The organism is Paenibacillus sp. sgz302115 (assembly GCF_056120445.1).
On the sequence record NZ_JBVYOK010000002.1, the window covers coordinates 532534 to 557700 of the forward strand.

Below are 25167 nucleotides of genomic sequence, written 5' to 3' on the forward strand. Positions count from 1 at the left end.
TTGTCCGGTCTTTTTTGTGTAAGGAATGAAATAATTGCCTGCACCTGCGCAACTTGTCACAGAGTTGGTAGTATATATTAACAGCATGAATTATTTGGAGGGTCTCTAGCTATGAGATGGAAAAAGATTGCTCTCTGCGTGGCTGTGTTTTCCTTAATGGGAGGCTCATTGTTGTTCGCCGACGCTGTAAATCAGAAAATTAGAGTATGGAGCAACGGAAAGGAAATAGCGGATGGCGGCTATTTGATTGACGGCAAAGCCTATATCCCGGCGAGAGAGGCGGGGGGAGTTGTCAGCTGGGACGGTTCAGGCAAAGTGAACATCCTTAAGCCAAATGTGCATATCGTTCTGTTCAAGGGCGATAACGTCTTTGGAAATGTGAACGTAGGCAAGCTCAAAATTAAGGTCTTGACCCAGGTGGACAGCTTAACGGAGGAGGTTGCGGCGGTGAAGGTCGCGATTACGGACCCTTCGGGCAATGTGAAGGATATCCAGTCCCAGGAGCTCGGTAACTCCAAGAAAGAGGATTTCTGGTTCCCTACTTCTGAATTCACCTACGATTTCAAAGAATCGGGTAAATACCGGGTGGGTTTCTATATCAAAGCAACTAAGGGCTCCGATTACGTACTTGTGTCAGAGAAAGTAATCACTGCGCTGGAATAGCCGATTCAGCCTGCCCTCAAATTGACCTGACTTATCTTACGTGTTACGATACCAAATGTAGGATAATTCAATCTAAAGTGAGGTATTACAATGAGCGATCACAAACATGAGCATGGCCATGAACATGGGGAAGCATGCGGTTGCGGACATGATCACGACCATGAGCACGAGGAGTTTGTGCTGACCTTGACGAACGAGCAGGGCGAAGATGTGGAAATGGTACTGGTGGAAACGTTCGACGTAGGTGAGAAACTGTACGCCTTGCTGCTGGAACGCGAAAACCCTGAAGCGGACGGCATCATTCTTCGTATGGAAGAAGAAGACGAAGAAATGGTACTGTACAACATTGAAGATGAAGCTGAATGGAAGGCTGTTGAAGAAGCTTATAATGAGCTGCTGGCCCAGCAAGAATAGATTTCAGTGAAGCAAGTGATGCCGGCGCTGTTTTGGACAAGGCAGTGAGGCTCATATACAAAAACCCGATACTATAGCAGTATCGGGTTTTTGTATGATTGCCTGTGTAAGGGAAGGATTGCCGATCAAGAGATCGGCTCGGCTTCCACAATGACCTTGATGTTCGTAACGCTGCGGTCCTCGGGGCCTTTGACCGGCAGGCCGATTTCCACATGATCAATGATATAGTCGATGTTATCCTGGGTAATAACCTCGCCAGGCAGCAGAATCGGAATGCCTGGAGGATAGACATAAATAAATTCTGCGATAATATAGCCTGCAGACTCACGGAAGGGAACGAGCTGAGTATCGGCATAGAACGCATCGCGCGGAATCAGTGCGAGTTGCGGAATTTCCGGCACCTGCACCTTGAGCTCATAGATCTCACCCTTGCTGTAATGAATGGCGGAGAGGACTCTAAGCGCAGCGATCAGCTTATCTACAGATTCCTGTGTATCTCCAGGCGTAATCAGGCAAAGAATGTTATACATGTCACTAAGCTCAACTTCGATGTTGTATTTCTGGCGCAGCCAGTTCTCCGTTTCGTAGCCGGTGATACCGAGGTGGCGCACATGAATGCTAAGCTTGGTCGGGTCAAAATTAAAGGTGGCTTCAGTGCCGAGAATGTCTTTGCCGAAGCTGTACAGGCCATCAATGCCGTTGATTGCATCGCGGGCATAATTAGACAGGGCAATCGTTCTTGCCGCCATCTCGTGGCCGTTCAGGGCCAGATTGCGTCTGGAGGTATCCAGAGAGGCCAGCAGAATGTATGATGTAGAAGTTGTAGTCAGCATACTGAGAATCGTCTGAACCCGCTGCGGATTGACGAGGCCGGTCTTGGCGTTCAGATTGAGCACCGAGCTCTGCGTCATGGAGCCGCCCAGCTTGTGTACGCTGGTTGCCGCCATATCTGCACCGGCCTGCATGGCCGATACCGGGAGATCCTCATGAAAATGAATCAATACTCCATGTGCCTCGTCCACCAGTACGGGAACTCCGTAGCTGTGGGCCAGGTCGACAATCGAACGCAGATCGGCGCAAACACCGAAATACGTAGGATTGATAACAAGTACACCCTTGGCATCGGGATGGCGCCTTAAGGCCTTCTCGAGTGCGCTGGTGGTTATACCGTGGTCTATCCCAAGATTCTCATCCTGAACAGGTGAGACGAAAATAGGCTTGGCTCCGGAGAAAATAATGGCCGACATCACGGATTTGTGAATGTTGCGCGGCACAATGATTTTATCTCCTTCCGAGCAGACAGAGAGGATCATGGTCATGATGGCATTGCTCGTGCCCTGTACGCTAAAATACGTATAGTCGGCGCCGAAAGCCTCCGCAGCCAGCTTCTGAGCCTCCAGTATCACGCCCGTAGGCTGATGAAGGTCATCAAGCGGTGCGATGTTGATCAAATCTATGGATAGAGCGTTATTGCCGATAAACTCACGGAATTCGGCATCGGTTCCTAGCCCCTTCTTATGCCCGGGAATATGAAATTGAACTGGATTTCCGGCGGCATGCTTTTTGAGAGCGGTGAAGAGGGGAGTTACGTGTTGATCCATTTAATGCTGTCACAACCTTTCGTGAAGAGTAATTTTTTCAAGCAAGCATCAGTATAACAAATCAATCACCATAATACTAGGATGTGATGGAATGTCTGGCAAAGTAGCGCAGCGTATGCATATCAATTTGACTTCACCGTTCATATTGGAAATGTGGGTCATCATCTTTCTGGTGGAGTTCGTCAAAGGATCGCTGCTGGTAGCACTGCTGCCGGTATACATGGAGAGTAACCTCGGCCTGTCTGTGACGGTGGTCGGCTTCTCTTTTGCGATGCAGTATTTGGGGGACAACCTCTTCCGCAGTCCATCGGGCTGGGTGATGGAACGTATCGGGTACCGCTGGACGATGACAGGGTCCCTGCTGCTCATTCTGGTTGCTGTCGGCATAATAATCTATGCACAGGATGCAGTTTGGTTATCAATAGCCTGCCTTATTCTTGGCATTGGGACGTCGCCGCTGTGGCCCTGCACAATGACCGGGATTACCGAGCTTGCCGGCTCTACCAAGAGCGGGAGCAGCGGGGCAGCGATGGGGGCGGTGGAGATGGCCTCGCTCGCGGGAACCGGCGTAGGCCCGATTACCGTCAACTTCCTGATGGATCACGGCGGACAGAGCTACCGCGCCGTGTTCCTGGTGCTTATGGGCTGTGCCGCAGCCGTAGTGGCTGTTGCACTGCTGCTGCCTTCAAGGATTGGCAATCATGCGCCGCATGCGATTGTGCGGGGCGAGGAGGCCGGGGAAGCGGGCCAAGTGGGCGTGCGGAGACGGATGAAGCCGCTTGAGAGCCTCAAGCGGACGCTGCATCAGGTCAGAACCTCGCTGAAGGTCAGCCGCTGGCTGTTTCCGGCATTGTTCCTGCAGGCCTTTGCCATCGGCCTCATGACTCCGGTAGTGACCTTGTTTGCCCGCACAGAGCTGCACGTGACGCCCAATCAATTCAGCCTGCTGCTGATTGCCGGGGGAGGCATTACCGTGCTGGCGCTGATTCCGGCCGGCCGGTTAGTGGACCGTATCGGCACAACAGTCTTCCTGAATATCGGCTTTCTGCTCGCCGCCGTCTCACTGACCTTGTTCTCGCAGATACGCTCGCTGCCTTTGGCCTTCTGTGCAGTAGCACTGGTGGGCATCAGCTATGCGCTCATTCTGCCGGCGTGGAACGCTTTTCTGGCCAAGCAGGTGCCGAAGGGAGAACGGGGCACGGTGTGGGGACTGTTCCTGACCCTGCAGGGCTCGGGTATGGTAGCCGGACCGGTACTTTCCGGGAAGCTGTGGGATTCGGTAGGGCATAGCACGCCTTTTCTGCTCAGCGCATTTGTAATGGTGCTGCTCTTCGGGCTGCATTTGCTGATTGTCCACAGAACCAAGCTGAAGACGGGGACAAGCTGATTCTAAGGATAGGAATGATTCGAGGATAAAAGAAGCCGCCGGCAACCGGGATTGCACCGGAAGCCAGCGGCTTTTATTGTTAGGGGTTAGAAGGACATGCGGTAGAGCGGAAGCAGGGTGCCAAAGGTCTGCCGGATGACCTCAAGGAGCCTGCCGCCATCAGACACCAGCGGATCATCCTTATCAATACGCAGACCGCAGGTAACCTCGGCCTTCTTAACCTCCTTGAGCCTGCGCGACAGCTCGGCGAACGCCTGCTCATCCATGTCCGCATGCGGCGTTCCCCGTGGGTCCAAATGGTCTGTGGACCAGAAGAAATCACCCGGCAGCCCCGCCTGAATGTCGGCCGTATTTCTGTCCAGCGCCTCGGCGAAAATCACTTTATTCGCGCTCTCATAAATGATGGCGAAGACAATAAACAGATGGCTGTGGAACATGCCGACCTGAAAGTGCGGCAGCGCCTTATACCCTCTTTTGTTCGGTCCCCAGGCGACCCATGTATCGTTAGGTGCGTGAACAGTGCGCCGGGCGTGCTTGGCTACATGGGCAAACATCTCTTCTCCTGTGAGCGCGGAAAGAATGGGAGCAACCTCGCTGCCAAGCTCATGCAGCTTCGGGCGAACTTTTGCGATCAAGGCCTCCATCCGCGGCTCCAGGCCTTCAATTTGAAATACATCAAAATCTTCTGCGGCAAATCCTTGAATTGGCATTACAGTATCTCCTCATGTAAATAATAATAATGGAAATCATAAAATTGAAGTAAAAGCTGCTTAGAGCGTTTGGGAGTGGCGTGAAACGGGTAAAAATAGTCAATAAACCAAGTTACCGCTACATAAAATGAAGTATAAAATAAGTGTAAGACGAACGCAAAATTAAATATGGCAGGTGGAGGTCCGGCAGTCGGTTCTGCTTCTTGAGTTAAGCTAATGAAGCTTGCTTGCGTAAGCAAAGCAGTTAGGGGGGAGTGCCGTGAACAAAAACGACGAAGTCGAGTATTGCAATCTGGAGCTGCGCTTTGACAGACAACATATTCAGGATCTGATAAAGGACTTGATTAAGGAAGGTTATTCCCTTTATTGGAGCGAGAACGAGACGGTTTTTCTTATTTCGGTGCGCACCGGCCGCAAGCTTGTGAAGCTGCGCTTTCAGCGGATTAAAGAGGGCTACAAGCTGGTGGGAGATTATATGATCCGTGATGCCCGCCTGTCCGAATGGATGGAGAAGCTGATCGGTGATTTGCGGGGGCACGCCGTCGTGAAGCGGTTCCGTGACCGCCAGATTATTATTGAGAATATTTTATTCGGCGAAGTGATCCGTCTGGTGGAGATATCCGGTTATCAGCAGCGTGTACTGTATCAGAAGGGCCCCCTGCTGACCGATCAAGAGCTGACAAAGCTGTTCTACTCCATTGAAGGGGAAGAGCGGATTCGTGACCGCAAAATAGAGGTGGATGAGCAGCTTGACCGGTTGAATGAAGCCATAAAGGCTAAAGACACGGAGCTGATCGAGCAGTGTAAAGCCAATCTCCTTGCACTCACCAAGGAACTGAATATGCTTGAATGGTGAAGGCAGAGGTTTATGAATTCCAGGGCATCCCGCAGAGCGGGGTGTCCTTAACTTTGCGCCTCAACTTGCGCACGGGGGTTCACTTCTGGCGGCAAAAACGTTAAAATAATCGTTGTGAGCAATTCCATGCTTTCCGCAGGGATTTGTCAATGAATTTGATCTCTTTTTCCCAGGCGGAACTTTGCTGTCTCTGACAAAGGATGGTATTCTAATACTGCGAGAAATGGATTTCACAAAAATATAAGATGCAAAAGGTGGAGGACCAGATGGCAAAACAACAAATCGGCGTTATTGGCTTGGCAGTAATGGGTAAAAATTTGGCTCTTAACATCGAGAGCAGAGGCTTCACAGTATCGGTGTACAACCGTTCTCCAGAGAAGACAAATGATCTCATCAGCGAAGTGGCAGGCAAGAACCTGGTGGGCACTTTTTCCATTGAGGAATTTGTAGCATCACTGGAAGTGCCGCGCAGAATTCTGATCATGGTTCAGGCAGGCTCAGCAACCGACGCTACAATCGAGCAGCTGCTGCCGCATCTGGATCAGGGCGACATCATTATCGACGGGGGCAACGCGTATTTCCCTGACACGGTCCGCCGCAGCAAGGATCTGGAGGCAAAAGGCTTCCGTTTCATCGGAACCGGTGTATCCGGCGGCGAAGAGGGCGCACTGAAAGGGCCTTCCATCATGCCTGGCGGTCAAGAAAGCGCGTATAAGCTTGTAGAACCAATTCTTACGGCAATTTCGGCCAAAGTGGACGGAGAGCCTTGCTGTACATATATCGGACCGGACGGTGCGGGGCATTATGTGAAAATGGTGCATAACGGCATTGAATACGGCGACATGCAGCTGATCGGCGAAGCTTACCATTTGCTTAAGGATGTGCTTGGCCTGGACGCCAAAGAGCTGCACAGCATCTTTAAGGAGTGGAACAGCGGAGAGCTCGACAGCTATCTGATCGAGATCACTACAGATATTTTCGCCCAGTACGATGAAGAAACTGGAAAACCAATGGTAGACGTCATCCTCGATGCCGCCGGCCAAAAGGGTACTGGCAAATGGACAAGCCAAAGCTCGCTTGATCTTGGTGTGCCGCTGTCGATGATTACCGAATCCGTCTTCTCCCGCTTCCTGTCCGCCATGAAGGAAGAACGTGTGGCAGCCAGCAAAGTGCTGAGCGGTCCGGCAACCGAGCCATTCCAGGGAGACAAAGCTGAGTTCATCGAAAATGTGCGCAAAGCCTTGTTCGCCAGCAAAATTGTATCGTATGCCCAAGGCTTCGCACAGCTTCGCGTAGCTTCCGACGAATACAATTGGGATCTGAAATACGGCAATCTGGCCAAGATCTGGCGCGGCGGCTGCATTATCCGTTCCCGTTTCCTGCAAAACATCACCGATGCTTACGAGAACAATCCCGAGCTGAAGAATCTGCTGCTCGATCCGTTCTTCAAGAACATCATGGATACTTATCAATCCGCATGGCGTAAAGTCATTTCCGCAGCGGTGGCGCAAGGGATTCCGGTTCCGGGCTTCTCCAGCGCATTGGCTTACTATGACAGCTACCGTACGGAACGCCTGCCTGCGAATCTGCTTCAGGCACAGCGCGACTACTTCGGTGCCCATACCTTCAAACGTGTGGACAAGGAAGGCATCTTCCACCACAACTGGTTGTCTGAATAAGCTCAGGCGGCAAGCTGCACACCATAGCCCGAAAGACTCTTCCGCTTCTGGAGGGGCTTTCGGGCTTTTTTCCTGTCCTATGCAGGACGGCGTAGCCGATTCTACTTGTCTGTGTTATGATATGACAAATGTCGCGGTTGGAGGGTCGTTATGAATTACGCCAATAACAACATCATTCTGGTCGGGATGATGGCTACAGGGAAGTCTACGGTCGGCGCTTTGCTGGCGGAAGAACTGGGCTATGAGCTGATTGACCTGGATCATGTGATTATACAGAAGGAAGGCCGGAGCATTGCGGAGATATTCGCCGAAGGCGGAGAAGAACACTTCCGGAAGATCGAATCGGCAGTGCTGAAGGAAATGCTGGAAGGCGAGGGGCGGATTATTTCCACAGGCGGCGGAGCGGTGCTGGCACCGGGGAATGCCGAGGTTATGCTGGAAAAAGGGCTTGTAGTGGCGCTCACCGCCACTGAGGAAGCCATTGTCGCCCGTGTCAGCGGAGATCAGAACCGGCCGCTGCTCGCCGGCAATGCACAGGAACGGGTTCGCGCCATTTTGGAGCAGCGCCGGAATGCTTACCGTTTCGCGCATTGCACGGTCGATACAACAGAGCTGAGTGTGGCAGAAGTGTCAGAGCGGATTTTAATGCACTACCGCGTTTGAGCTTTTAAGCATATGTGTGGTAGACTTAAACGTCTGCCGTTTCATTCCAGTCAATCATCCCGCCGCTGAGGTTGGATGCCTTGTAGCCGAACTGCTGCAAATATTCACAGACACGCTGGCTGCGGGCGCCTGAACGGCAAATGAAGATGATCTCCGTATCCTTCGGAAGCTGCTCGTCCTCGGCATGCTGCGGAATCTCACCCATTGGAATATGCTGCGCACCGGGAATCATTCCGAATGCGACTTCCTCGTCTTCACGGACGTCAATCAGTACAAGGTCTTCACCTGACTCCAGACGCTGCCGCAATTGCTGTGCTGTGATTTGGGGAATCTCATTCATGGTTGTGACCTCTTTTCATGTAGAAGAATGCTTCCATGATAACATAATTGCGGATTAGCCTGTCAAACTGAGCAATGCACTAATATATATCCCATATCATAAGGAGAGCTTATATCATGGACGTTATTGTTAGGCCTACACCAACACTGCAAGGGGAATTCGGAGCCCTGTCCTCCAAAAATTACACAACACGCTACCTGCTGGTCGCCGCCTTGTCCGAAGGCGTAAGCACGATCTACCATCCTGCGCATAGCGAAGACAGTGATGCGATCCGCAGATGTATCGCCGATCTTGGAGCGGAGCTTACGGAGGATGAGGAGAAGATTGTGATCAAGGGCTTTGGCCGCCATCCCCGGGATGTGAAGGAGCTGAATGTGGGCAATGCCGGAGCGGTCTTGCGTTTCCTGATGGCGGTGGCTGCACTCAGCCCTGAGGTAACCTTTGTGAATACGTACCCGGACTCGCTCGGCAAGCGGCCTCATGACGATCTGATTACGGCGCTTGGCCAGCTTGGGGTAGAGGTCGAGCACAACAACGGCCGGTTGCCGATCACAATTCGCGGCGGCAAACCGGTAGGCGGACGGATCACCGTGTCGGGTGCGGTTAGCTCGCAATATCTCAGCGCCTTGCTGTTCCTGACCCCGCTGCTTGCGGAGGACAGTGAAATCATCGTGCTGGATGACCTGAAATCGAAGGTCGTTGTCGGCCAGACGCTGGAGGTGCTGGAGCAGGCGGGCATCGTTGTCCACGCGGCGGACGATTATATGTCGTTCAAGGTGCCGGGCGGACAGTCGTATGCGGCCAAGTCCTACACCGTGCAGGGCGACTACCCGGGCTCGGCTGCGGTGCTTGCGGCTGCGGCTGTTACGAAGTCGGATGTGAAGATCCACCGGCTTGCAGAGCAGAGCAAGCAAGGGGAAAGAGCGATTGTTGATGTGCTGCGGATGATGGAAGTGCCGCTTACGCATGAAGAGGGCACGGTGCATATACAGGGCAATGGCATCCTGAAGGCAGTGGAGTTTGACGGCGACGCGGCAACCGATGCCGTGCTGGCAATGGTGGCTGCCGCAGTATTTGCCGAAGGAACCTCGCGTTTCTACAATGTCGAGAACCTGAGATACAAGGAATGCGACCGCATTACCGATTATTTGGCTGAGCTGACGCGTGCCGGAGCGAAGGTAGAGGAGCGGCGCGATGAGATCATCGTCCACGGGATGCCTGAAGGGGTCGAAGGCGGCGTGACCATCAACGCACACTACGATCACCGGGTGATTATGGCGCTGACGGTAGTAGGCCTTCGCGCCCGCCAGCCGCTGCGGATCAAGGATGCTCACCATGTCGCCAAGTCGTACCCGCAGTACTTCGACCACCTGCGCGTGCTTGGCGCGAATGTAGAGTGGGTAGAATAGAGTTAGGCATTTTGCAGAGCTAATATTGGAAGCAATGAAAGGGCATGTAACTTGTGCCCTTTTTTCTTTTGGGTATTTTTTGTAACATAGAAGTGTTAATTTATTTAAGGGAGGTTAGAACAATGACAAAAATTAATCAGTTAACCATACATACGCTCACTCAAGACGACAGACAAGCTGTAAATCAGCTTTTTAAAGCTTCCATCGCAGATGCCTTCGAAAAGGAAGGGCTGGGGCATTTGCAGGAGGACACTCAGCATGAGGTTGAGCATAAAAAACAAATGGTTGATGCCTTTCTGCACCCGGAGAATTCGGACACACATTTCCTGGTTGCCAAAATAGATGGGGCAGTTGTCGGCACGATTTCATTTGCGCCCTGTGGCAAGGAAATTCGCGAATGCACCGCAAATCAGCTTGATGATGTGGGTGAGCTTGGGAGCTTATACGTTTTGCCAAGCTATCAGGGGAACGGTGTAGGCTCGGCCTTGATCAAGGCATTGATGGCTTACTTAAGGGAGCAGGGCATTGACCAGTTTTGCCTGGACAGCGGCTACCGGCGTGCGCAGACAAGATGGCTGCGGAAATTTGGCGAGCCTTATGCGGTGGTTAAGGATTATTGGGGACCGGATTCCGTCCACATGGTTTGGCTGTGCAAGGTGAGTGATTAATTCTTTCCACGTGAAGACCGGTGGTGCAACAATTGATTAATTTAATTATGATCATTCAAATATTAAGCTTCTTTTTTATATTTCAATCCATTTCACGTTATCACTTTACAATTAAAGAAATAACAGCTTGGCTCGCGGTATTTTTAATGATTGGATTTGTCTCTACATATTTTATTGGAGTATGGGGCGCGATTACGCTATTTTTCTGTTTCGTGGGCATTTCCTACTTTAAAAATCAGAGAACGTTTACCGCTTTAGGTGTTTTTTACGGAGCTTATGCCTTGGTTATGAACTCATTTATCGGTTATCTCGCAGCAGATCCGATTACACGTTTGGTTGAATTTATCTTTAAACAATCATCAGCAAATATTGATTATCTTCCGTATCTTTTTACTGCTATGGCGCCGCCCATTATCAATGAAATCGGCCTAAGACTGGTGCGCCACTACGTTCCGCAGCTCAACAAAGAAATCCTGCAGGAATCCAGCAAAGTCATTCTTTTTCCGGTGATCGTTCTTTTAATTATCATCATTATCTCGGTGTATCCGATTCTGACCATTGGCAATAAAACTGGTGATTTCAGTTCCTTCCATAGAACCTTGCTTGTAGGAATGTGGCTGCTATTTGTGATTGCTTTGCTGTATATGCAGTTTCAGTACAATCATATTCAAAAAAGAGAAATTGAAAAATCTAAAAATGAGCAATTGGTACAGCTTCAGGATTATGCAGCTCAGCTCGAAAAAATATACGATGAATTCAGAGGTTTTCGCCATGACTATGCCAATATCCTGTTGACCCTGGAGGATGGGATTTACCGGGAGGATTGGGAGCAAGTCAAGCAGGTGTATGAACAGACCGTTAAGCCCACCGGGCAATTAATGCGCAAGAATGAGTACAGCTTCGTCAAGCTGCGAAACCTGCATGTATCTGAGGTCAAAAGCATCCTGGCTGCCAAAATTATAATGGCCCAGCAAATGAAAATTGATGTTGCCTTAGAAATAGAAGAGCCCATTCATATGATTCAGATGGAATTGATTTCTTTTACCCGGATTCTCTCCATTTTATTGGATAATGCGATTGAAGCAGCAGCTAAGACGAAGGAAGCAAGGATTTGGATTGTGTTATTGGAGGACCCTGCCGTTCAACGAATCAAAATTAAAAATAGCAGCGGAGAGGAAGTCAGCTTACGGCGGCTGGGGGAACGCGGATATTCGTCCAAAGGCAAGGGGCGCGGCTTGGGTCTATATAACGTGCAGCAGATGATAAAAGAAGATAACTTCGCCTCCCTGGAGACAGAGGTCAAATCTGGCTTATTCTCACAAACGCTCATTTTAAGAAAGACTGGAGAACGGAAATGAATATTTTTATATTAGAGGATAACCTGATCCAGCAGCAGCGGTTGGAACGAATCATCAAAACATTGGCGCTAAAGCATCAGATTCGTTACCGGAATCTATTTTCAACCGCAAAACCGGATCATTTATTAGCGCAAATTGAAAATGTGGCCGACCATCAATTGTATTTTCTCGATTTGGAGATCAAACATGAGGAGCATAAAGGGCTGGCTGTCGCTAAGGAAATTAGAACAAAAGATCCCTACGGCACCATTGTTTTTGTGACCACCCATTCTGAGCTTGCGCCAATAACATTTGAATATCGTGTGGCTGCACTCGATTTTATTGAAAAAGAGTTACCGGAAGAAGAATTTATTCAAAAGGTTGAAGAGTGTCTATTGATTGCCGATTCACGCCGGAGTATTCCGGTAAGTCCTGATAACTTTTCTTTTGAGAATAAATACACCAGCTTTCAGATTCCTTTTTCAGATATTCTTTATTTCGAAACGATGGAAATTGCCCATAAAATAAGATTAATCACGAAGTCCAAGGTTCTTGATTTTTATGCTGAATTAAATGAAATTGCAGATTATGATGAACGACTGTTCCGTTGCCACCGGGCGTTTGTAGTGAACTTGGCCAATATCAGATCCGTCGATAAGAAGAACAAATTAGTCTTGTTTGATCATAATGAAAGCTGCCCGGTCTCAAGGAGACTGCAAAAGGAAACGATTGAAAAGATGGAGGCTTTAAGACAACAATGATATTTTGCTTAAATCTGAATTCTTAAATATTTAAGTTGAACTTAAAAAAATCATAAAAAAGGTAGGAGTGCGGAGGGGAAGTTTGGAACTGGAGGAGCGAACGCGTCCGCCTTTGTCTGCGGATTTCCACCGCGAGAGCGGTATATAATCAAGAAATCTGCAGACAACAGCGGCCGGAAGTCCAAACATTCCCCGCAGTTACGACCAGACCTAATATGAAAATCTAAAGTTCAACTTATATAGAAGTGCTGGAAGCTATTTCTTAAATGGCTGCTGGCACTTTTTTTGTTGGTAAAAAGAGTACCGTTTATGAAGGTTAAAGGACAGTTGGTGATATTGCTATCTTGATTTGAGGACAAAAGCCTTATGCTGGAACCGTAGCAGACAGATAGACCACACCTCATAAGGAGCGAGAGTCATGGAAACAATGATCCAAATCAATCACTTGTCAAAAGCGTATAAGGGAAACGAAATCGTTTCAGATGTAACCATGCATATTGAAAAAGGTGAAATCTACGGGTTCCTGGGACCCAATGGTGCGGGGAAAACAACAATTATGAAAATGATTCTAAATTTGGTGAAGCCGACATCAGGCGAGATTGTTGTGCTGAATCAGCCTGTAACACAGACGTCTTTCCAATACCTGCAGCATATCGGCAGTATCATCGAATATCCCGTGTTTTATGACCGGATAACGGCTGCTGAAAACTTGAAATATCATTGCGAGTACACCCAGTATCATGGTGAGGATCGCATTCATGAAGTGCTGGAAACGGTTGGCTTAAAAGGAGCAGGAGACAAAAAAGTGCATGAGTTTTCTCTTGGGATGAAACAGCGGCTGGGAATTGCCAGAGCCATTCTTACCAAGCCGGAAATTTTGATTTTGGATGAGCCGATTAACGGTTTGGACCCTGTGGGGATCAAGGATATCCGTATGCTTTTGCTGGAGCTGAAGAATGACTACGGGATGACCATTCTGGTCTCCAGTCATATTGTGTCAGAGATTGAATCCATTGCGGATACGATCGGAATCATTAATCACGGACAATTAATAAAGGAAGTCAAGATGAGTGAAATCAGACGAGAAAATGTTGAATACCTGGAAATAAAAGTGGCTGACAGTAAGATGGCTTCACTTGTGCTGGAGAGAAAATTGAACATTCATGACTATAGGGCGGTTGATCCGGAGACCATTCGGGTCTATCAGCAGGATGTGTCTCAAGCGGTCATTAATAAAGAGCTGGTGCTGAATGATATCGTTGTAAACCGTATCGAAACTCAGCAAAGCAATCTGGAAGAATATTTCCTGAATCTTATTAATGGAGGCAAATAACATGTTCAGATTAATGAAGATCGAATGGAAGAGAAATAATCTGGCGGGATATGGCATAAGGGCTGTAATTTGTATGGTGGTTATATTTGGATTGGTTGCCGGGATGGCTTTAATGTCAAATGCGCAGGATGAGCCGATGTTTACAGATTTTACAGCCTTCATGTCGCTGGCTAACATTTTTGTCCGCATTACGTTTGTTGTTTTTTCAGCTATCATTATTTCCAGGCTGGTGATTGATGAATATAAGAATAAAACCATTCAATTGTTATTTACGTACCCCCTGCAGCGCAAAAAAGTAATGCAAGCAAAGCTAATGATTGTGCTTGCTTTCTGTTTCTTCAGTGTAGTGATTTCCACCTTCTTCATTGAAGTGTTTACCGTCTTATTAAATCCGGCAGCGCATTTTTTCGAGACGGCAGCATCTAAGGAAGATGTGCTGGCTACCATTCCATCAATCCTTATTGCTTCAGTAATGACAGCAGGCTTAAGCCTTATTCCTTTGTCTTTCGGTATGCGTAAAAAATCTACTGCCACAACAATTACCAGCTCAGTAATCTTAGGGATTCTGCTGAATTCTATGGTTTCGGATGGAAGCAGTTCGGTATCCATGTTTCAATTTATCGGCGTTCCTATCGTTTTCTGCTTGCTCGGTTTGGCTGTAGCTTATCTATCGTATCGAAAAATTGACACAAAGGACGTTGCATAAGCCATGAGAACAAATAAGTGGATCTGGATATCAATGGCGGTTATTCTGGTGGGAATCCTTGTTTTTGTCCTGCAGGAAGGATCGCAGGATTTTGAGCTGACGGAAGATATCCCGGCGCAAGAAATTAAGAGCATTGAAATCAATAATGATTCATGGGATCTTGTAGTGAAGGAATCAACAGACAATCAGGTCCATGTAAATATTGAGGGGAATCAGACGGATAAGAAGAAAGCCCCTGTTGCAGTGACACGCCAATCCAGTAACTTAGTTATTCAGCAGGATAAGCAAATTGGCGGGGCCTTCTCAGCTTTTTCTTTTCATAGAGAGGGAACCATTACGGTCTTCATTCCCAAAGATACAGTAGAACAAGTCAGAATGGTCAACAATGAAGGCGATATCAATATTCGGGAGCTGGCAACCCATAACTTAATCGTGGAAAATAAAGCAGGCAGTATAAAATTAAATCAGGTTGAAGCGGATTCGGGGGACTTAAATCTGATAGAAGGGGACCTGAATGTAAAGGATAGCTCATTCGATCGGATAGACGTAGCTGCCAGGGGCAATGATCTTTATTTTAAAAATGTAACCAGTCCAGTCATGAATCTCTATTCGAAAAGCGGCGAAATCGTGCTTAATGGGGTAGAAGAAAAAGGTGAAATGAGGATTGAAACCAAATCCGGGGATATTCAGGTTAATTACCAGACAGACCCTTCCAGCTTGAAGGTCGCAGTGGAAAATACCAAAGGTGATACTACAGTTCACTTGGCGAATCTCAGGGCCACGGAGAATACGGACGAGAATGTAAATGGAACCATTGGTGCCGGTGAGAATTCTTTATATGTCAAAAGTCAATCAGGAAGCATCGGCGTTAAGTAGAGAATCGTGAATCGTGACCCGTTGGGGGAGAGATAAGCTCATGGATTTGGAACTTCTTGCGCTCCGCTGTATGATGTAGTAGTAAATGATTTTATGGCATTACACGGAAAGGGGAAATACACATGAGCTTTGAAAACCCGAGCCGGGAGCAGATAGGTGACATCCTAGCTGCTGCAGGCAATATAGCAGTGGTCGGACTTTCCGACAAAACAGACCGCACCTCTTATATGGTAGCAGGTGCCATGCAGAGCCGGGGCTACCGCATTATTCCGGTCAATCCTTCGGTGGACGGTGAGATTCTGGGTGAAAAATGCTACCACACGCTCGCGGAAATTCCTGAGCCGGTGGACATTGTTAATGTGTTCCGCCGCAGTGAATACTGCGCAGCGGTTGCCCAGGAAGCCGCCGATATCGGCGCACGCGTCCTTTGGCTCCAGCAGGGCATCGTCAGCCAGGAGGCTGCCGATATCGCCGCCGAGCACGGCATGATCGCTATCATGGACCGCTGCATCAAGGTCGAGGAAGCGATCACGATGAAGGGCCGCAGCCGGGGGTAAGGGGTTAGACAAATATGGATTTTGCCCCGAGCCCTTGTTATACTTAACACAGACGAAGAACGTCCTATACCCGAATTGTACTCGGGCAGGGCGTTCTTTTTTATTTTGCCGGGGAGGGAATGAATATGGAGTTTGAGGAAGCGCACAGCATTTTCATGGATCAGCATATGAATGAAAGGACTGGTGAGCGAAGAGGAAGGCTGCTGAGGGGGCATAATTATGCCGAAAAGCTATTTTTGCAAAATGTGTGGTGGCCGCTGTTTGAGTCGCTGGAGCATGTGCACCCGGAATACGAAGTGTTGGATTGGAACCGGAAGTCGCAATTCTTGGATTTTGCGTTCCTGCCTGCAAGCGGCGGCCGTTTCGGGATCGAATGCGATGGCTTCCAGAGCCATATTAAGGACATGGACCGGGAGAAATTCAGCTATGCCCTGAACCGCGATACCTTTCTTACTGGAATGGGGTGGAGGATGCTCCACTTTTCCTTTGATGATATTCAACAGCGCCCTGAGGTATGCCGGATGCTGCTGCAGCTTGCACTCGCGCCATATTTAGCCAGAAAGACAGTCGTAAAGGACATATTATCAGAGGAAAAGGAAGTGCTCCGTCTTGCCTGGCGTCAAGGTAAGCCACTCCGTCCCAAGGATGTGTGCGACCATTTCGAAATCAACTTTCGGACCGCACGGAGGCTGCTGCAATCTCTTAGTGATAAGGGGTTTCTGGAGCCAGTTACATCAGCGCAGCGGATACGATTCTATAAAGTGAAAGCAATGCAGCCCGATCAAATCTGGTGAGTATGTTGTAACTGTATTTCGTGCAATTAAAATATCCATAAATAGAAATATTTATGTTATAACTGTATTTGGTGCAGTTAAAAATTGCCACATTCCACAATATCGCTTAATCCGGTATTTATAGATGTATGAAGTGCAGTTAAACTAATATTATTGTTTTTAAGGCCTGTTTTAGTTGTACGAAGTACACTTAGGCGCAGTTTAGCAAGATAAACAGGGACTTGGGGGTAAGTGACGTACATAGAGCTGCATCATACGAAAGAGCAGTGCCCCCGAGTTCTAATCAACCTGAGCCGTAATGCCCAAATAATTACCGTAATCCTTTTGACAAAAAGCACTGTAGCGCTTACCATTCAATATAGAATGAAAGGAGAGGGTCACCTTGAATTGGCTCGGATCTTTGCAGCAGTTGGGCAGAGCCATTATGCTTCCTACCATGGTGCTTCCGGCGGCGGCTATTTTGCTGAGTCTCGGCAGCTTACCGTGGTCTGCATGGGGACTTTCTTCGGTATCCGAAGTGGCTACTTACGCGGGGCAGGGAATTTTTTATTTCATGCCTTATTTATTTGCTGTCGGTGTGGCGTGGGGGCTGTCCAATCAGGCCGGACCGGCGGGGATGGCAGCGCTCGCAGGGATGTTCACTTATGACCGGATTGTTTCCAATATGGGGGACGGGGCGGTACAGCCTGCAACACTAATCGGAATTATACTGGGGATCGTCGCCGGTGTGGCGCATAACCGGTTCAAAAATATCAAGCTTCCGGAGGCGATCCAGTTTTTTGGAGGGTCGCGTTTTGTTTTGCTGTTTATGGGGCTGTTCTCCGCCCTGTTCGCCTGGGTAATGCTCGGGCTGTCGCCCGTGCTTCAGCATGGCCTCGACATCCTGTTCCGCGATATACAGGCGACCGGAGGCTACGGGGTTTTTATATACGGGGTCCTGTACAGGGTGCTTACGGCGTTCGGCCTGCATCATATTCTTAATAATGTGTTCTGGTTCCAATTGGGAACCTTTACGACACCTGACGGCAGCGCGGTTGTGCAGGGGGATTTGCCGCGTTTTTTTGCCGGAGATCCTACAGCGGGCATCTTTATGGCCGGACTTTTCCCGATCATGATGTTCGCTCTGCCAGCAATTGCGTTTGCTATTATTCAGGAAGCGCGCGAGGATTTGAAGCCTAAGATCAAGAAGACGTTTTTGCGCGCCGCATTGGTCTGTTTCCTGACTGGTGTCTCAGAGCAGATTGAGTTCGCTTTTCTGTTCGCTTCGCCTTATTTGTTCGCGCTGCATGTGGTCATGTCCGGTCTGGCGATGGTGCTGACCTATGCGCTGGGCATCCATCACGGCTTCTCCTATTCGGCGGGGGCGATTGACTTTTTCCTCAATATGCACCTGTCCCAGCGGGCCTGGCTGCTGATTCCGATTGGCATCGGCTATGGCATTGTCTACTACAATATATTCCGCTGGGCGATCCGCCGCTTCCAGATTCCGACCCCCGGACGCGAGGAGGGCTCGGAGCTGGGCGATTGGGCGGGCAACATTCCTTATCAAGCTCCGCTGATCCTTGAAGCGCTGGGCGGCAAGGAAAATATCGTGCAGGTGCAAGCTTGCATTACCCGGTTGAGATTAACGGTTCATAATGACCGAGACATAGATACAGGGGCGCTCAAGGGGCTCGGTTCGGCAGGCATTATTAAGCTCGGCGGCGGGAATGTGCAGGTGGTATTCGGCACGTATTCGGAGCTGATCCGGGAGGAGATCAACAAGCTGCTGCTCCGCGATCTGCCTCAGGTGCTGTTCAGCTCACCGATGCAGGGCCGGATGCTGCCGATTGAAGAGGTGCCGGACCATATTTTTGCGGCGAAGCTGGTGGGCGACGGGGTGGCTTTTTTCCCGGAAAAGGGAGAGCTTGTCTCGCCGGTATTCGGTAAGGTCATGCACGTGTACCCTACAATGCACGCAGTGGGCATTTCCACACCCGAGGGGCTGGAGGTGCTTATGCATATAGGGATCGACACTTCGCAGCTTAAAGGGCCGTTTGAGGCGCTTGTGAAGGAAGGGGACAGTGTGGAGCCGGGGCAGCTTTTGGTACGGTTCGACTTGAACTTTTTGCGTGATCATGCAGCCTCACTTGCAACGCCAATGGTGATTACGAACCCGGACCGCGTTAAATCATGGAGCTATGGTCCATTTAAAAATGTGAAAAAAGGACAGTCTTCCGTGATGTCCGTGGTGTTACATGAAAGCAATGTTGGAGGGATTGAAGCATGATACAAGGCATAGGCGCCGCAACAGGTGTAGCCATCGGGAAGGCCTTTGTCTTGCCGAACTGGGAATGGAGCCTCCCGGATACGCAGGTGAATCCGGTAGATCTGGCCAAGGAGTTTGAACGTTTGTACGAAGGCATCCGCACCTCTAAAGATGAGATCGAGTTCATCAAAAAAGAATTCAGGGAGGTCGTCGGTCCGGAGGAATCCAGTATTTTCGACGCCCACCTGGCGATTCTGGATGATCCGGTATTCATGAGCGAAATCCGCGGCATTATCGAGCGTCAGTACAAAGCGGCTGAGGTGGCGGTCAAAGAGGCCATTGATCATTTTGTCGCGATGTTTGATCTGCTGGACGATGAATATATGAAGGAGCGGGCGGTAGATATTAAGGATGTCGGCAACCGTCTGCTGAAGCATCTGCTGGGTGCGCCGGAGGTTACTTTGCCGTCCGATACGCAGCCATATATTCTTGTAGCCAAGGAGCTGTCTCCATCCCAGTTAGCCCATTTGAATCCAACCTACGTGCTTGGCATTGTTACCATGATGGGCGGCAAAACCTCGCATTCATCAATTATGGCCCGTGCGCTGGGCATTCCGCTGGTAGCAGGTCTGGAGAACAAGATCCTGACCCCGATTCAGACAGGAGACCTGCTGGTCATAGATGGCGATGCCGGATTGGTGCTGATGACCCCGGATGAGCTGACGCTGAAGGATTATACCTCCAGACGTGCAAAGCAGCAGCGCAAAAAAGAACAGCTGGAGCTGCTGGCCACAGTGGAAGCCGTCACGAAGGATGGCGTGCCGCTGCGGCTGGCCGGCAATATCAGCTCTGTGAAGGAGCTGGACATGGCGCTGAAGTACGGGGCGCAAGGTGTCGGGCTGTTCCGTACGGAATTTTTATATATGGACCGCAGCTCCTTCCCGACAGAAGAAGAGCAGTTCGAAGTCTACAAGCTTGTGGCGGAAAAAGTAGGGAATGAGACGGTTGTAATCCGCACGCTCGATATCGGGGGGGATAAGCATCTGGATTATTTCCAGCTGCCTGAAGAGCAGAATCCGTTCCTCGGCTACCGGGCGATCCGCATCAGCCTGGACCGCAAGGATATGTTCAAAACCCAGATTACCGCTATTTTACGGGCCAGCCATTACGGAAATATGAAATTGATGTTCCCCATGATTTCCTCCGTTGAGGAAGTGCAGGCAGCCAAGGCCGTGCTGAACGAGGTCAAGGAAGAACTGGATCAGCGGGGAATTCCATATAACCGCAATATACCTGTCGGCATTATGATTGAGGTTCCGGCTGCTGTTATGATCGCCGATCTGCTGGCAGAGGAAGTGGACTTTTTCAGCATTGGCACTAACGACCTGGTGCAGTATGTGCTGGCGGTTGACCGGATGAACGAACAGATCGCCCATATGTACCATCCGTACCATCCGGCGGTGCTGCGGATGATCCGCATGACGGTGGAGGCGGCACGGAGGGTAGGCATTGATATCAGCGTATGCGGGGAAATGGCCGGGGATGAGCGTTCCCTGCCGCTGTGGCTGGAGCTGGGCATCAGCGATCTCAGCATGTCGCCGCAGGCGCTGCTGAAGGTGAAGCACCGTGCGCTGAACACACTGGCTTCCACAGCCAGAGAGACGGCCAAGGTATGCTTCCGTAACCGGACAAGCTTAGAGACGGAGGAGCAGCTCAGTGCTTTTGTTAAGCGCAGCGGAATTTCGCTAGGAACCGGAGAGTCCAAGGAAAAAACCTCTTGAAGCTGCGGGAGAGCATATATCAGTTGATCCGCAGAGAGCCCGGCAATTTCGCCGGGCTTTTTTATATACTTTTTACAGTCACGAACTATCGAAATGCAATATAAATTTATTGTAAAACGATAAATGATATGCTAAAATCATGTTGTCGTTAAAAAAGTGAGGTGTTTTAAATGAATGTTAAACGAGGTTCAACTACTTTCTTAAAGGTAATTATTTTTCTGGCTGGAATTGCAGTGCTTGCTTTGTGTATATTTTTAGTGCCTCATATGGCGAATTTCGCAGTAAAATTGTATCCAAATATTGCTGCAATGAAATATCTTGTTTTCATCGTGATGTATGGAGCGGCTGTGCCTTTTTACTTTGCTCTCTATCAGGCTTTCAAGCTTTTACGGTACATTGACGAGAACACAGCGTTCTCAGAATTATCTGTAAAGGCGTTAAAGAACATAAAGTGCTGTGCGATTGCAATCAGTGGTTTGTATGTATTAGGTTTGCCACTCTTTCATTTTATATCGAAGAAAGTTGATCCTCCTATTGGGTTAATGGGACTCCTCATCATTTTTGCTTCGTTGGTTATCGCCGTTTTTGCTGCTATCCTCCAACGGCTTCTACAAGAAGCGATTAACATAAAATCAGAAAACGATTTGACGGTCTGAGGTGGAATATATGACAATTATTGTTAACATTGATGTGATGTTGGCAAAACGAAAAATGAGCGTAACGGAGCTTTCGGAGAGGGTTGGAATTACTATGGCGAATCTTTCTATTCTGAAAAATGGAAAAGCAAAAGCGGTTCGTTTTTCAACATTAGAAGCGATATGTAAGACTTTGGATTGTCAGCCAGGTGATATTTTGGAGTACAAAAGAGATGAAGACACACAATAAAAATAGACAAATGAACCGCCTTTTCATTAAGGCGGTTTTCTTATGGTCAAATATCAACATTAGAATTTAACATAGCCAAATAGAAAAAAAGTAAAACCGTTTAGCCGTAAATCCAGTCAGTACATATAGAAGTTCAAAAAAAAGCAGGAAGGGGGCAAAAACGAAGCATGGAGAATCTTTGGGAAGGTGAGCGGGTGCAGGCTGCGGGTGAAGAAGAGCAGATTTTTATCGCGCTTGTATCGCAGCAGAAAAAAGTACTCTACGGGATAGCATACAGCTACCTGCGGAGGGAAGCGGATGCGCTCGAAGTATTGCAGGAAGCTACATACCGGGCCTGGATCAAGCGCAAAAGTCTTAAGGACCCGGAGCGGTTCGCACCCTGGCTGACGCGAATTCTGATCAATTGCTGCAAGGATGAACTGAAACGCAGAAAAAGGATCGTTGCAGCAGAAGCTGATGGTGCAGGCAGCGGAATCATGGAGATGACCAGCGACCGAAAGCTGGATATGGAGCAGGCGCTGGATGGGGTGAAGCTGAAATACCGGCAGGTGCTTGTACTGAAGTATTACCGGGATATGACTGTAGCTGAAATCGCAGAGGTGCTGGGCCGGCCGGAGGGGACGATCAAAACCTGGCTGAATAAAGGGCTGAAGCAGCTTAGGGACAAAATGAAATTGAAGGGAGGACTGCAGGATGGACCAAAATGAAGAAAGGCTGCTGAAGGATTATTTTCACGGGCTGTCCCTGGAGGCGGAGGAGGTGTCGGAGGTGAAGCTGAATGCGGCCATCCGCGGTGGTGTGTTCAATTTACGGCACGCCAGGATGCCGGCAGGCAGACGGTACTCACTAGGCGTATTGGCTTTGCTGGGCATCGTCCTGCTGTTTGCGTTTCCATGGATTGGTGAGCGGGTTAAGCCGCAAAACACACAGAGTTCGCTAGTTCAAAGCCATAATTGGGGTGAATTCGAGGTGTTCCGCACTGTTGTGGGCAGCAATCTTACGGTATCCTCGGCTCTTGATGCGGGTCTGGTGCAGCGGTTTAATGGCACTTCGGCAGAGATAAACGGATATACATTGACTGTAGACGGCATTGCTGCCGATCAGAAGGGGATCATTGTTTTATATTCATTGCAGAACAACAACCGGCAAGCGCAATCGTATATGATATCACTGACTGGCAACAACACTGAATATGCGGCAAGGAACAATGGTTATTGGAATGATCAGAAAGCCAGGTCCGGTGTCACACGTGGTTATGTGATTTGGGCATGGGGCCGGAACTATTCGGAGCTCCCCAAGGAGCTGGCTGTAAAAGCCGCGATTCAAGATAAGGTATGGCAAGAAAGCCCTAACGTTCAAAGAGTGAGCTATGCGGCTGAAATATCCGTACCGCTGATACTGAATCCGCAGGACTTGGCCAATACAGGAGAAACCCTCCAAATTAATAAAACTCTCTCCGTAGCAGGCCAGAGCGTGGAATTTAAGAATGTGTATATTTCAACGACAGGCATTTATCTGGAGACCGGCTATAGCCCGAGCAATTCGAAGCAAATCTTTGGGCTGATTAAGCCCTATATTTTACTTGGCAGCGGTAATGATCTGTCGGGTCTATATTCAAAGCTGACCTTGACTCAGGACGGTGGAGAAACCTTGGTGTTTCCCAACGACAATACTGTGAGTGATTCGCTAAAGCTCCAGATTAACGGGATTATTGCAATAGATAAAAGTGCACAGGAGCTAATTGTTGACACTGACAAAAAGCAAATTATCAAGGGGCCGGATGCACGGCTGGGAATTTCCGCAGCTGCAAAAGCTCACAGTATGGTTCTGGAATATTACAGATCCGCTGAAAAGGGCAGTGAAGACTCGGTAAATGTCATCCTTGATGATACGTTCAAGGATGGAACGGGCAAGATTCATACAATGGGTGTGCCGGACCTGTCGTTCCCATTAATTAATCCGGATTATGCGGATCAGAAAATTCCGCCGTACCAGCATTACTATAATTTGGGCACAGAAGATTTGCCGCAGCCCCTAACCTTTAGAATAATCAGCTACCCTAATTCGATAAAAGAAAAGGCTTCTCTCACTATCCGGGAGTAGCCGCATGCGTACAATCAAAAGCCCTGCCCTTCAGCATTGCTGAAGGAGCAGGGCTTCGTTATACTGCGGCCGTTTATTCGCCTGCGAGCGCGTCGCAGAATGCCTTGCCGTAAGGCGGCAGGTCCGGCGGGCGGCGGGCGGAGATAATGTGGCCGTCGGTTACGACGGCTTCATCTTTCCAGATGGCTCCCGCATTTTCCATATCATCGCGGATACCCGGAGTGGACGTAACCGTCACACCATTCAAAATTTTCGCTGAAATGAGCACCCAGCCGGCATGGCAGATTTGCCCGATCGGCTTCTTGGCTGCATTGAAATCCTGTATCAGCTTAAGTACAGCGCTGTAGCGGCGGATTTTGTCGGGAGCCCAGCCTCCGGGAACAAGGATGCCGTCATAATCGGCGGCGCTAAGCTCATCCCAGGAATATTCGGCTTTGGCGGGTACGCCGTATTTGCCGACATAGGTTTTGTCTTTTTCCAATCCGGCCAAATGGACTTCGGCCCCTTCTTCCCTCACGCGGTACACAGGGTACCATAGCTCCAAATCTTCAAATTCGTCGTCTACAAGTGCAATGACCTTTTTACCGGATAATCTCATCATCTAGCAGCTCCTTCCTGAATGATCGACTCCGTATATTCTATCAAATTTGAAATATGAAGTCATCTCACTGGGATGCAAACCTTAGATAAATTGCCAAATAAATCATTATATGCAAATAGGCAGGGATTCAGAGGAGGCAAGTCGAATATAGCAATTGAAACGGCGGATTCTGGTGTTTTTTTAAATATGAAGCCTGAGGTGTGGAAGATGTATAAAAATAATTTAATGAAGAAGGCATGCAGCTGCGGCGGCATCATGACCATACATATGCATACGCTGATCTACAGCGCCAAGATCAAAATCACCCATGTTCCTGTCTACACCTGCGCGCAGTGCGCCCGCTATGAACCGCTGCCTTTCATCAAACGCGATCTGGGCAGTCTGATCAGTGAGCTCGGAGAAATTCGGCCCAAGCAGCATCTTTCCTTTGCGGAGAGAAATGAGTGGGCGAGTGTGCTCAAGGATATTTTTGCCTCCGGCTTTTTTACCGGGAGTTTGTCTGAAATGGAGGAGGCCATCCGTAGTGCGGTACAGGCGCGGATTGATTTATTGCTGGATGTTTATCGTTTTTCGGCGGATATTGCCGACCGCAGCTGGATGGAGGATACAGGTCTCAGGCTTGCACAATTGACGTTTCAGTCCTCTGAATGTGCCAAATAAACCGAAAATGAAAGTTTTTTCTGCAAAATCAATGAAAATCTTTCAAGAATGTTGGATTTTTCACGCGCTTTTTGATACGATAGAGACAAAGATAGCTTTCTACTCCTTTGAAAGAAATTTTGAAAGGAAAATGAA

General features: G+C 49.0%; 26 protein-coding genes. 22 read left to right on the top strand and 4 right to left on the bottom strand.

Translation table 11 applies throughout. The annotated features are described in order from the left end of the window. The first annotated feature begins 111 nt into the window (after window positions 1–111). Window positions 112–663 carry a copper amine oxidase gene (locus AC0LWN_RS08010; RefSeq protein ID WP_458965878.1) on the top strand — a complete coding sequence of 184 codons (552 nt, stop codon included), beginning with the start codon at window positions 112–114 and terminating at the stop codon, window positions 661–663. Between the two features lie 90 nt (window positions 664–753). Next, complete coding sequence (locus AC0LWN_RS08015; RefSeq protein WP_019911532.1) at window positions 754–1077, top strand: DUF1292 domain-containing protein; 324 nt, start codon at window positions 754–756, stop codon at window positions 1075–1077. A gap of 125 nt (window positions 1078–1202) precedes the next feature. Here the strand turns inward: AC0LWN_RS08015 and AC0LWN_RS08020 are convergent, their stop codons facing one another. Then, complete coding sequence (locus tag AC0LWN_RS08020; RefSeq protein ID WP_458965877.1) at window positions 1203–2678, bottom strand: aminotransferase class I/II-fold pyridoxal phosphate-dependent enzyme; 1476 nt, start codon at window positions 2676–2678, stop codon at window positions 1203–1205. Between the two features lie 91 nt (window positions 2679–2769). On the opposite strand from AC0LWN_RS08020, the gene AC0LWN_RS08025 reads away from it, so the two are divergent. Continuing rightward, window positions 2770–4065, top strand: a complete 1296-nt coding sequence (locus AC0LWN_RS08025; protein WP_474664058.1) for an MFS transporter — start codon at window positions 2770–2772, stop codon at window positions 4063–4065. An 86-nt stretch (window positions 4066–4151) separates the two neighbouring features. Here AC0LWN_RS08025 and AC0LWN_RS08030 read toward each other — a convergent pair whose 3' ends face one another. Then, entirely contained in the window at window positions 4152–4775 is a 624-nt protein-coding gene (locus AC0LWN_RS08030; protein ID WP_474664060.1) for a DUF1054 domain-containing protein, read from the bottom strand. A 259-nt stretch (window positions 4776–5034) separates the two neighbouring features. Between AC0LWN_RS08030 and AC0LWN_RS08035 the strand changes: the two genes are divergently transcribed. From AC0LWN_RS08035 to AC0LWN_RS08045, 3 genes are all read left to right on the top strand, one after another. Beyond that, the gene (locus AC0LWN_RS08035) at window positions 5035–5631 is read left to right on the top strand and encodes a hypothetical protein (RefSeq protein WP_474664062.1); all 597 of its coding nucleotides are present in this window, start codon (window positions 5035–5037) and stop codon (window positions 5629–5631) included. Between the two features lie 266 nt (window positions 5632–5897). Then, complete coding sequence (gndA, locus tag AC0LWN_RS08040) at window positions 5898–7310, top strand: NADP-dependent phosphogluconate dehydrogenase (RefSeq protein ID WP_474664064.1); 1413 nt, start codon at window positions 5898–5900, stop codon at window positions 7308–7310. A 150-nt stretch (window positions 7311–7460) separates the two neighbouring features. Beyond that, entirely contained in the window at window positions 7461–7973 is a 513-nt protein-coding gene (locus tag AC0LWN_RS08045) for a shikimate kinase (protein ID WP_474664066.1), read from the top strand. A gap of 25 nt (window positions 7974–7998) precedes the next feature. On the opposite strand, the gene AC0LWN_RS08050 is transcribed toward AC0LWN_RS08045, so the two are convergent. Next, window positions 7999–8313: a rhodanese-like domain-containing protein gene (locus AC0LWN_RS08050; RefSeq protein WP_474664068.1), complete on the bottom strand. Its 315-nt coding sequence runs from the start codon at window positions 8311–8313 to the stop codon at window positions 7999–8001. Between the two features lie 116 nt (window positions 8314–8429). Here AC0LWN_RS08050 and aroA point away from each other — a divergent pair, with 116 nt between their 5' ends. From aroA to AC0LWN_RS08125, 15 genes are all read left to right on the top strand, one after another. Beyond that, window positions 8430–9722 carry a 3-phosphoshikimate 1-carboxyvinyltransferase gene (aroA, locus tag AC0LWN_RS08055; protein WP_474664070.1) on the top strand — a complete coding sequence of 431 codons (1293 nt, stop codon included), beginning with the start codon at window positions 8430–8432 and terminating at the stop codon, window positions 9720–9722. 122 nt (window positions 9723–9844) lie between these two features. After that, on the top strand, window positions 9845–10390 hold the full coding sequence (locus AC0LWN_RS08060) for a GNAT family N-acetyltransferase (RefSeq protein ID WP_474664072.1): 546 nt from the start codon (window positions 9845–9847) through the stop codon (window positions 10388–10390). 287 nt (window positions 10391–10677) lie between these two features. After that, window positions 10678–11748 carry a sensor histidine kinase gene (locus AC0LWN_RS08065; protein ID WP_474664163.1) on the top strand — a complete coding sequence of 357 codons (1071 nt, stop codon included), beginning with the start codon at window positions 10678–10680 and terminating at the stop codon, window positions 11746–11748. Next, window positions 11745–12488, top strand: coding sequence for a response regulator transcription factor (locus AC0LWN_RS08070; RefSeq protein WP_474664074.1), 744 nt, complete (start codon window positions 11745–11747; stop codon window positions 12486–12488). Before AC0LWN_RS08065 ends, AC0LWN_RS08070 begins: the two co-directional genes overlap by 4 nt. Before the next feature lie 418 nt (window positions 12489–12906). Next, the gene (locus AC0LWN_RS08075; RefSeq protein WP_474664076.1) at window positions 12907–13821 is read left to right on the top strand and encodes an ABC transporter ATP-binding protein; all 915 of its coding nucleotides are present in this window, start codon (window positions 12907–12909) and stop codon (window positions 13819–13821) included. A 1-nt stretch (window position 13822) separates the two neighbouring features. Next, window positions 13823–14527, top strand: coding sequence for an ABC transporter permease (locus tag AC0LWN_RS08080; RefSeq protein WP_474664078.1), 705 nt, complete (start codon window positions 13823–13825; stop codon window positions 14525–14527). Window positions 14528–14530: 3 nt separating this feature from the next. Beyond that, window positions 14531–15403: a DUF4097 family beta strand repeat-containing protein gene (locus AC0LWN_RS08085; RefSeq protein ID WP_474664080.1), complete on the top strand. Its 873-nt coding sequence runs from the start codon at window positions 14531–14533 to the stop codon at window positions 15401–15403. A 122-nt stretch (window positions 15404–15525) separates the two neighbouring features. After that, a complete protein-coding gene (locus AC0LWN_RS08090) occupies window positions 15526–15960 on the top strand; it encodes a CoA-binding protein (protein ID WP_474664082.1) in 435 nt (144 codons plus the stop codon). Window positions 15961–16085: 125 nt separating this feature from the next. After that, window positions 16086–16754, top strand: coding sequence for a hypothetical protein (locus AC0LWN_RS08095; RefSeq protein ID WP_474664084.1), 669 nt, complete (start codon window positions 16086–16088; stop codon window positions 16752–16754). A gap of 382 nt (window positions 16755–17136) precedes the next feature. Continuing rightward, window positions 17137–19023 carry a glucose PTS transporter subunit IIA gene (locus AC0LWN_RS08100; protein ID WP_458965861.1) on the top strand — a complete coding sequence of 629 codons (1887 nt, stop codon included), beginning with the start codon at window positions 17137–17139 and terminating at the stop codon, window positions 19021–19023. Further along, a complete protein-coding gene (gene ptsP, locus AC0LWN_RS08105) occupies window positions 19020–20783 on the top strand; it encodes a phosphoenolpyruvate--protein phosphotransferase (RefSeq protein WP_474664086.1) in 1764 nt (587 codons plus the stop codon). Before AC0LWN_RS08100 ends, ptsP begins: the two co-directional genes overlap by 4 nt. A gap of 170 nt (window positions 20784–20953) precedes the next feature. Beyond that, window positions 20954–21439, top strand: coding sequence for a DUF2975 domain-containing protein (locus AC0LWN_RS08110; RefSeq protein WP_474664088.1), 486 nt, complete (start codon window positions 20954–20956; stop codon window positions 21437–21439). 10 nt (window positions 21440–21449) lie between these two features. Further along, a complete protein-coding gene (locus AC0LWN_RS08115) occupies window positions 21450–21668 on the top strand; it encodes a helix-turn-helix domain-containing protein (protein WP_458965858.1) in 219 nt (72 codons plus the stop codon). Window positions 21669–21835: 167 nt separating this feature from the next. Beyond that, a complete protein-coding gene (locus tag AC0LWN_RS08120) occupies window positions 21836–22375 on the top strand; it encodes a sigma-70 family RNA polymerase sigma factor (protein WP_474664090.1) in 540 nt (179 codons plus the stop codon). Continuing rightward, window positions 22362–23771 (top strand): DUF4179 domain-containing protein, encoded by a 1410-nt coding sequence (locus AC0LWN_RS08125; protein WP_474664092.1) that lies wholly within the window; start codon window positions 22362–22364, stop codon window positions 23769–23771. The genes AC0LWN_RS08120 and AC0LWN_RS08125 overlap by 14 nt, the downstream gene beginning before the upstream one ends. A 73-nt stretch (window positions 23772–23844) precedes the next feature. On the opposite strand, the gene AC0LWN_RS08130 is transcribed toward AC0LWN_RS08125, so the two are convergent. Further along, entirely contained in the window at window positions 23845–24372 is a 528-nt protein-coding gene (locus AC0LWN_RS08130) for a type 1 glutamine amidotransferase domain-containing protein (protein WP_474664094.1), read from the bottom strand. A gap of 207 nt (window positions 24373–24579) precedes the next feature. Between AC0LWN_RS08130 and AC0LWN_RS08135 the strand changes: the two genes are divergently transcribed. Beyond that, window positions 24580–25032 (top strand): hypothetical protein, encoded by a 453-nt coding sequence (locus tag AC0LWN_RS08135; RefSeq protein WP_474664096.1) that lies wholly within the window; start codon window positions 24580–24582, stop codon window positions 25030–25032. The last annotated feature ends 135 nt before the right edge of the window (window positions 25033–25167 follow it).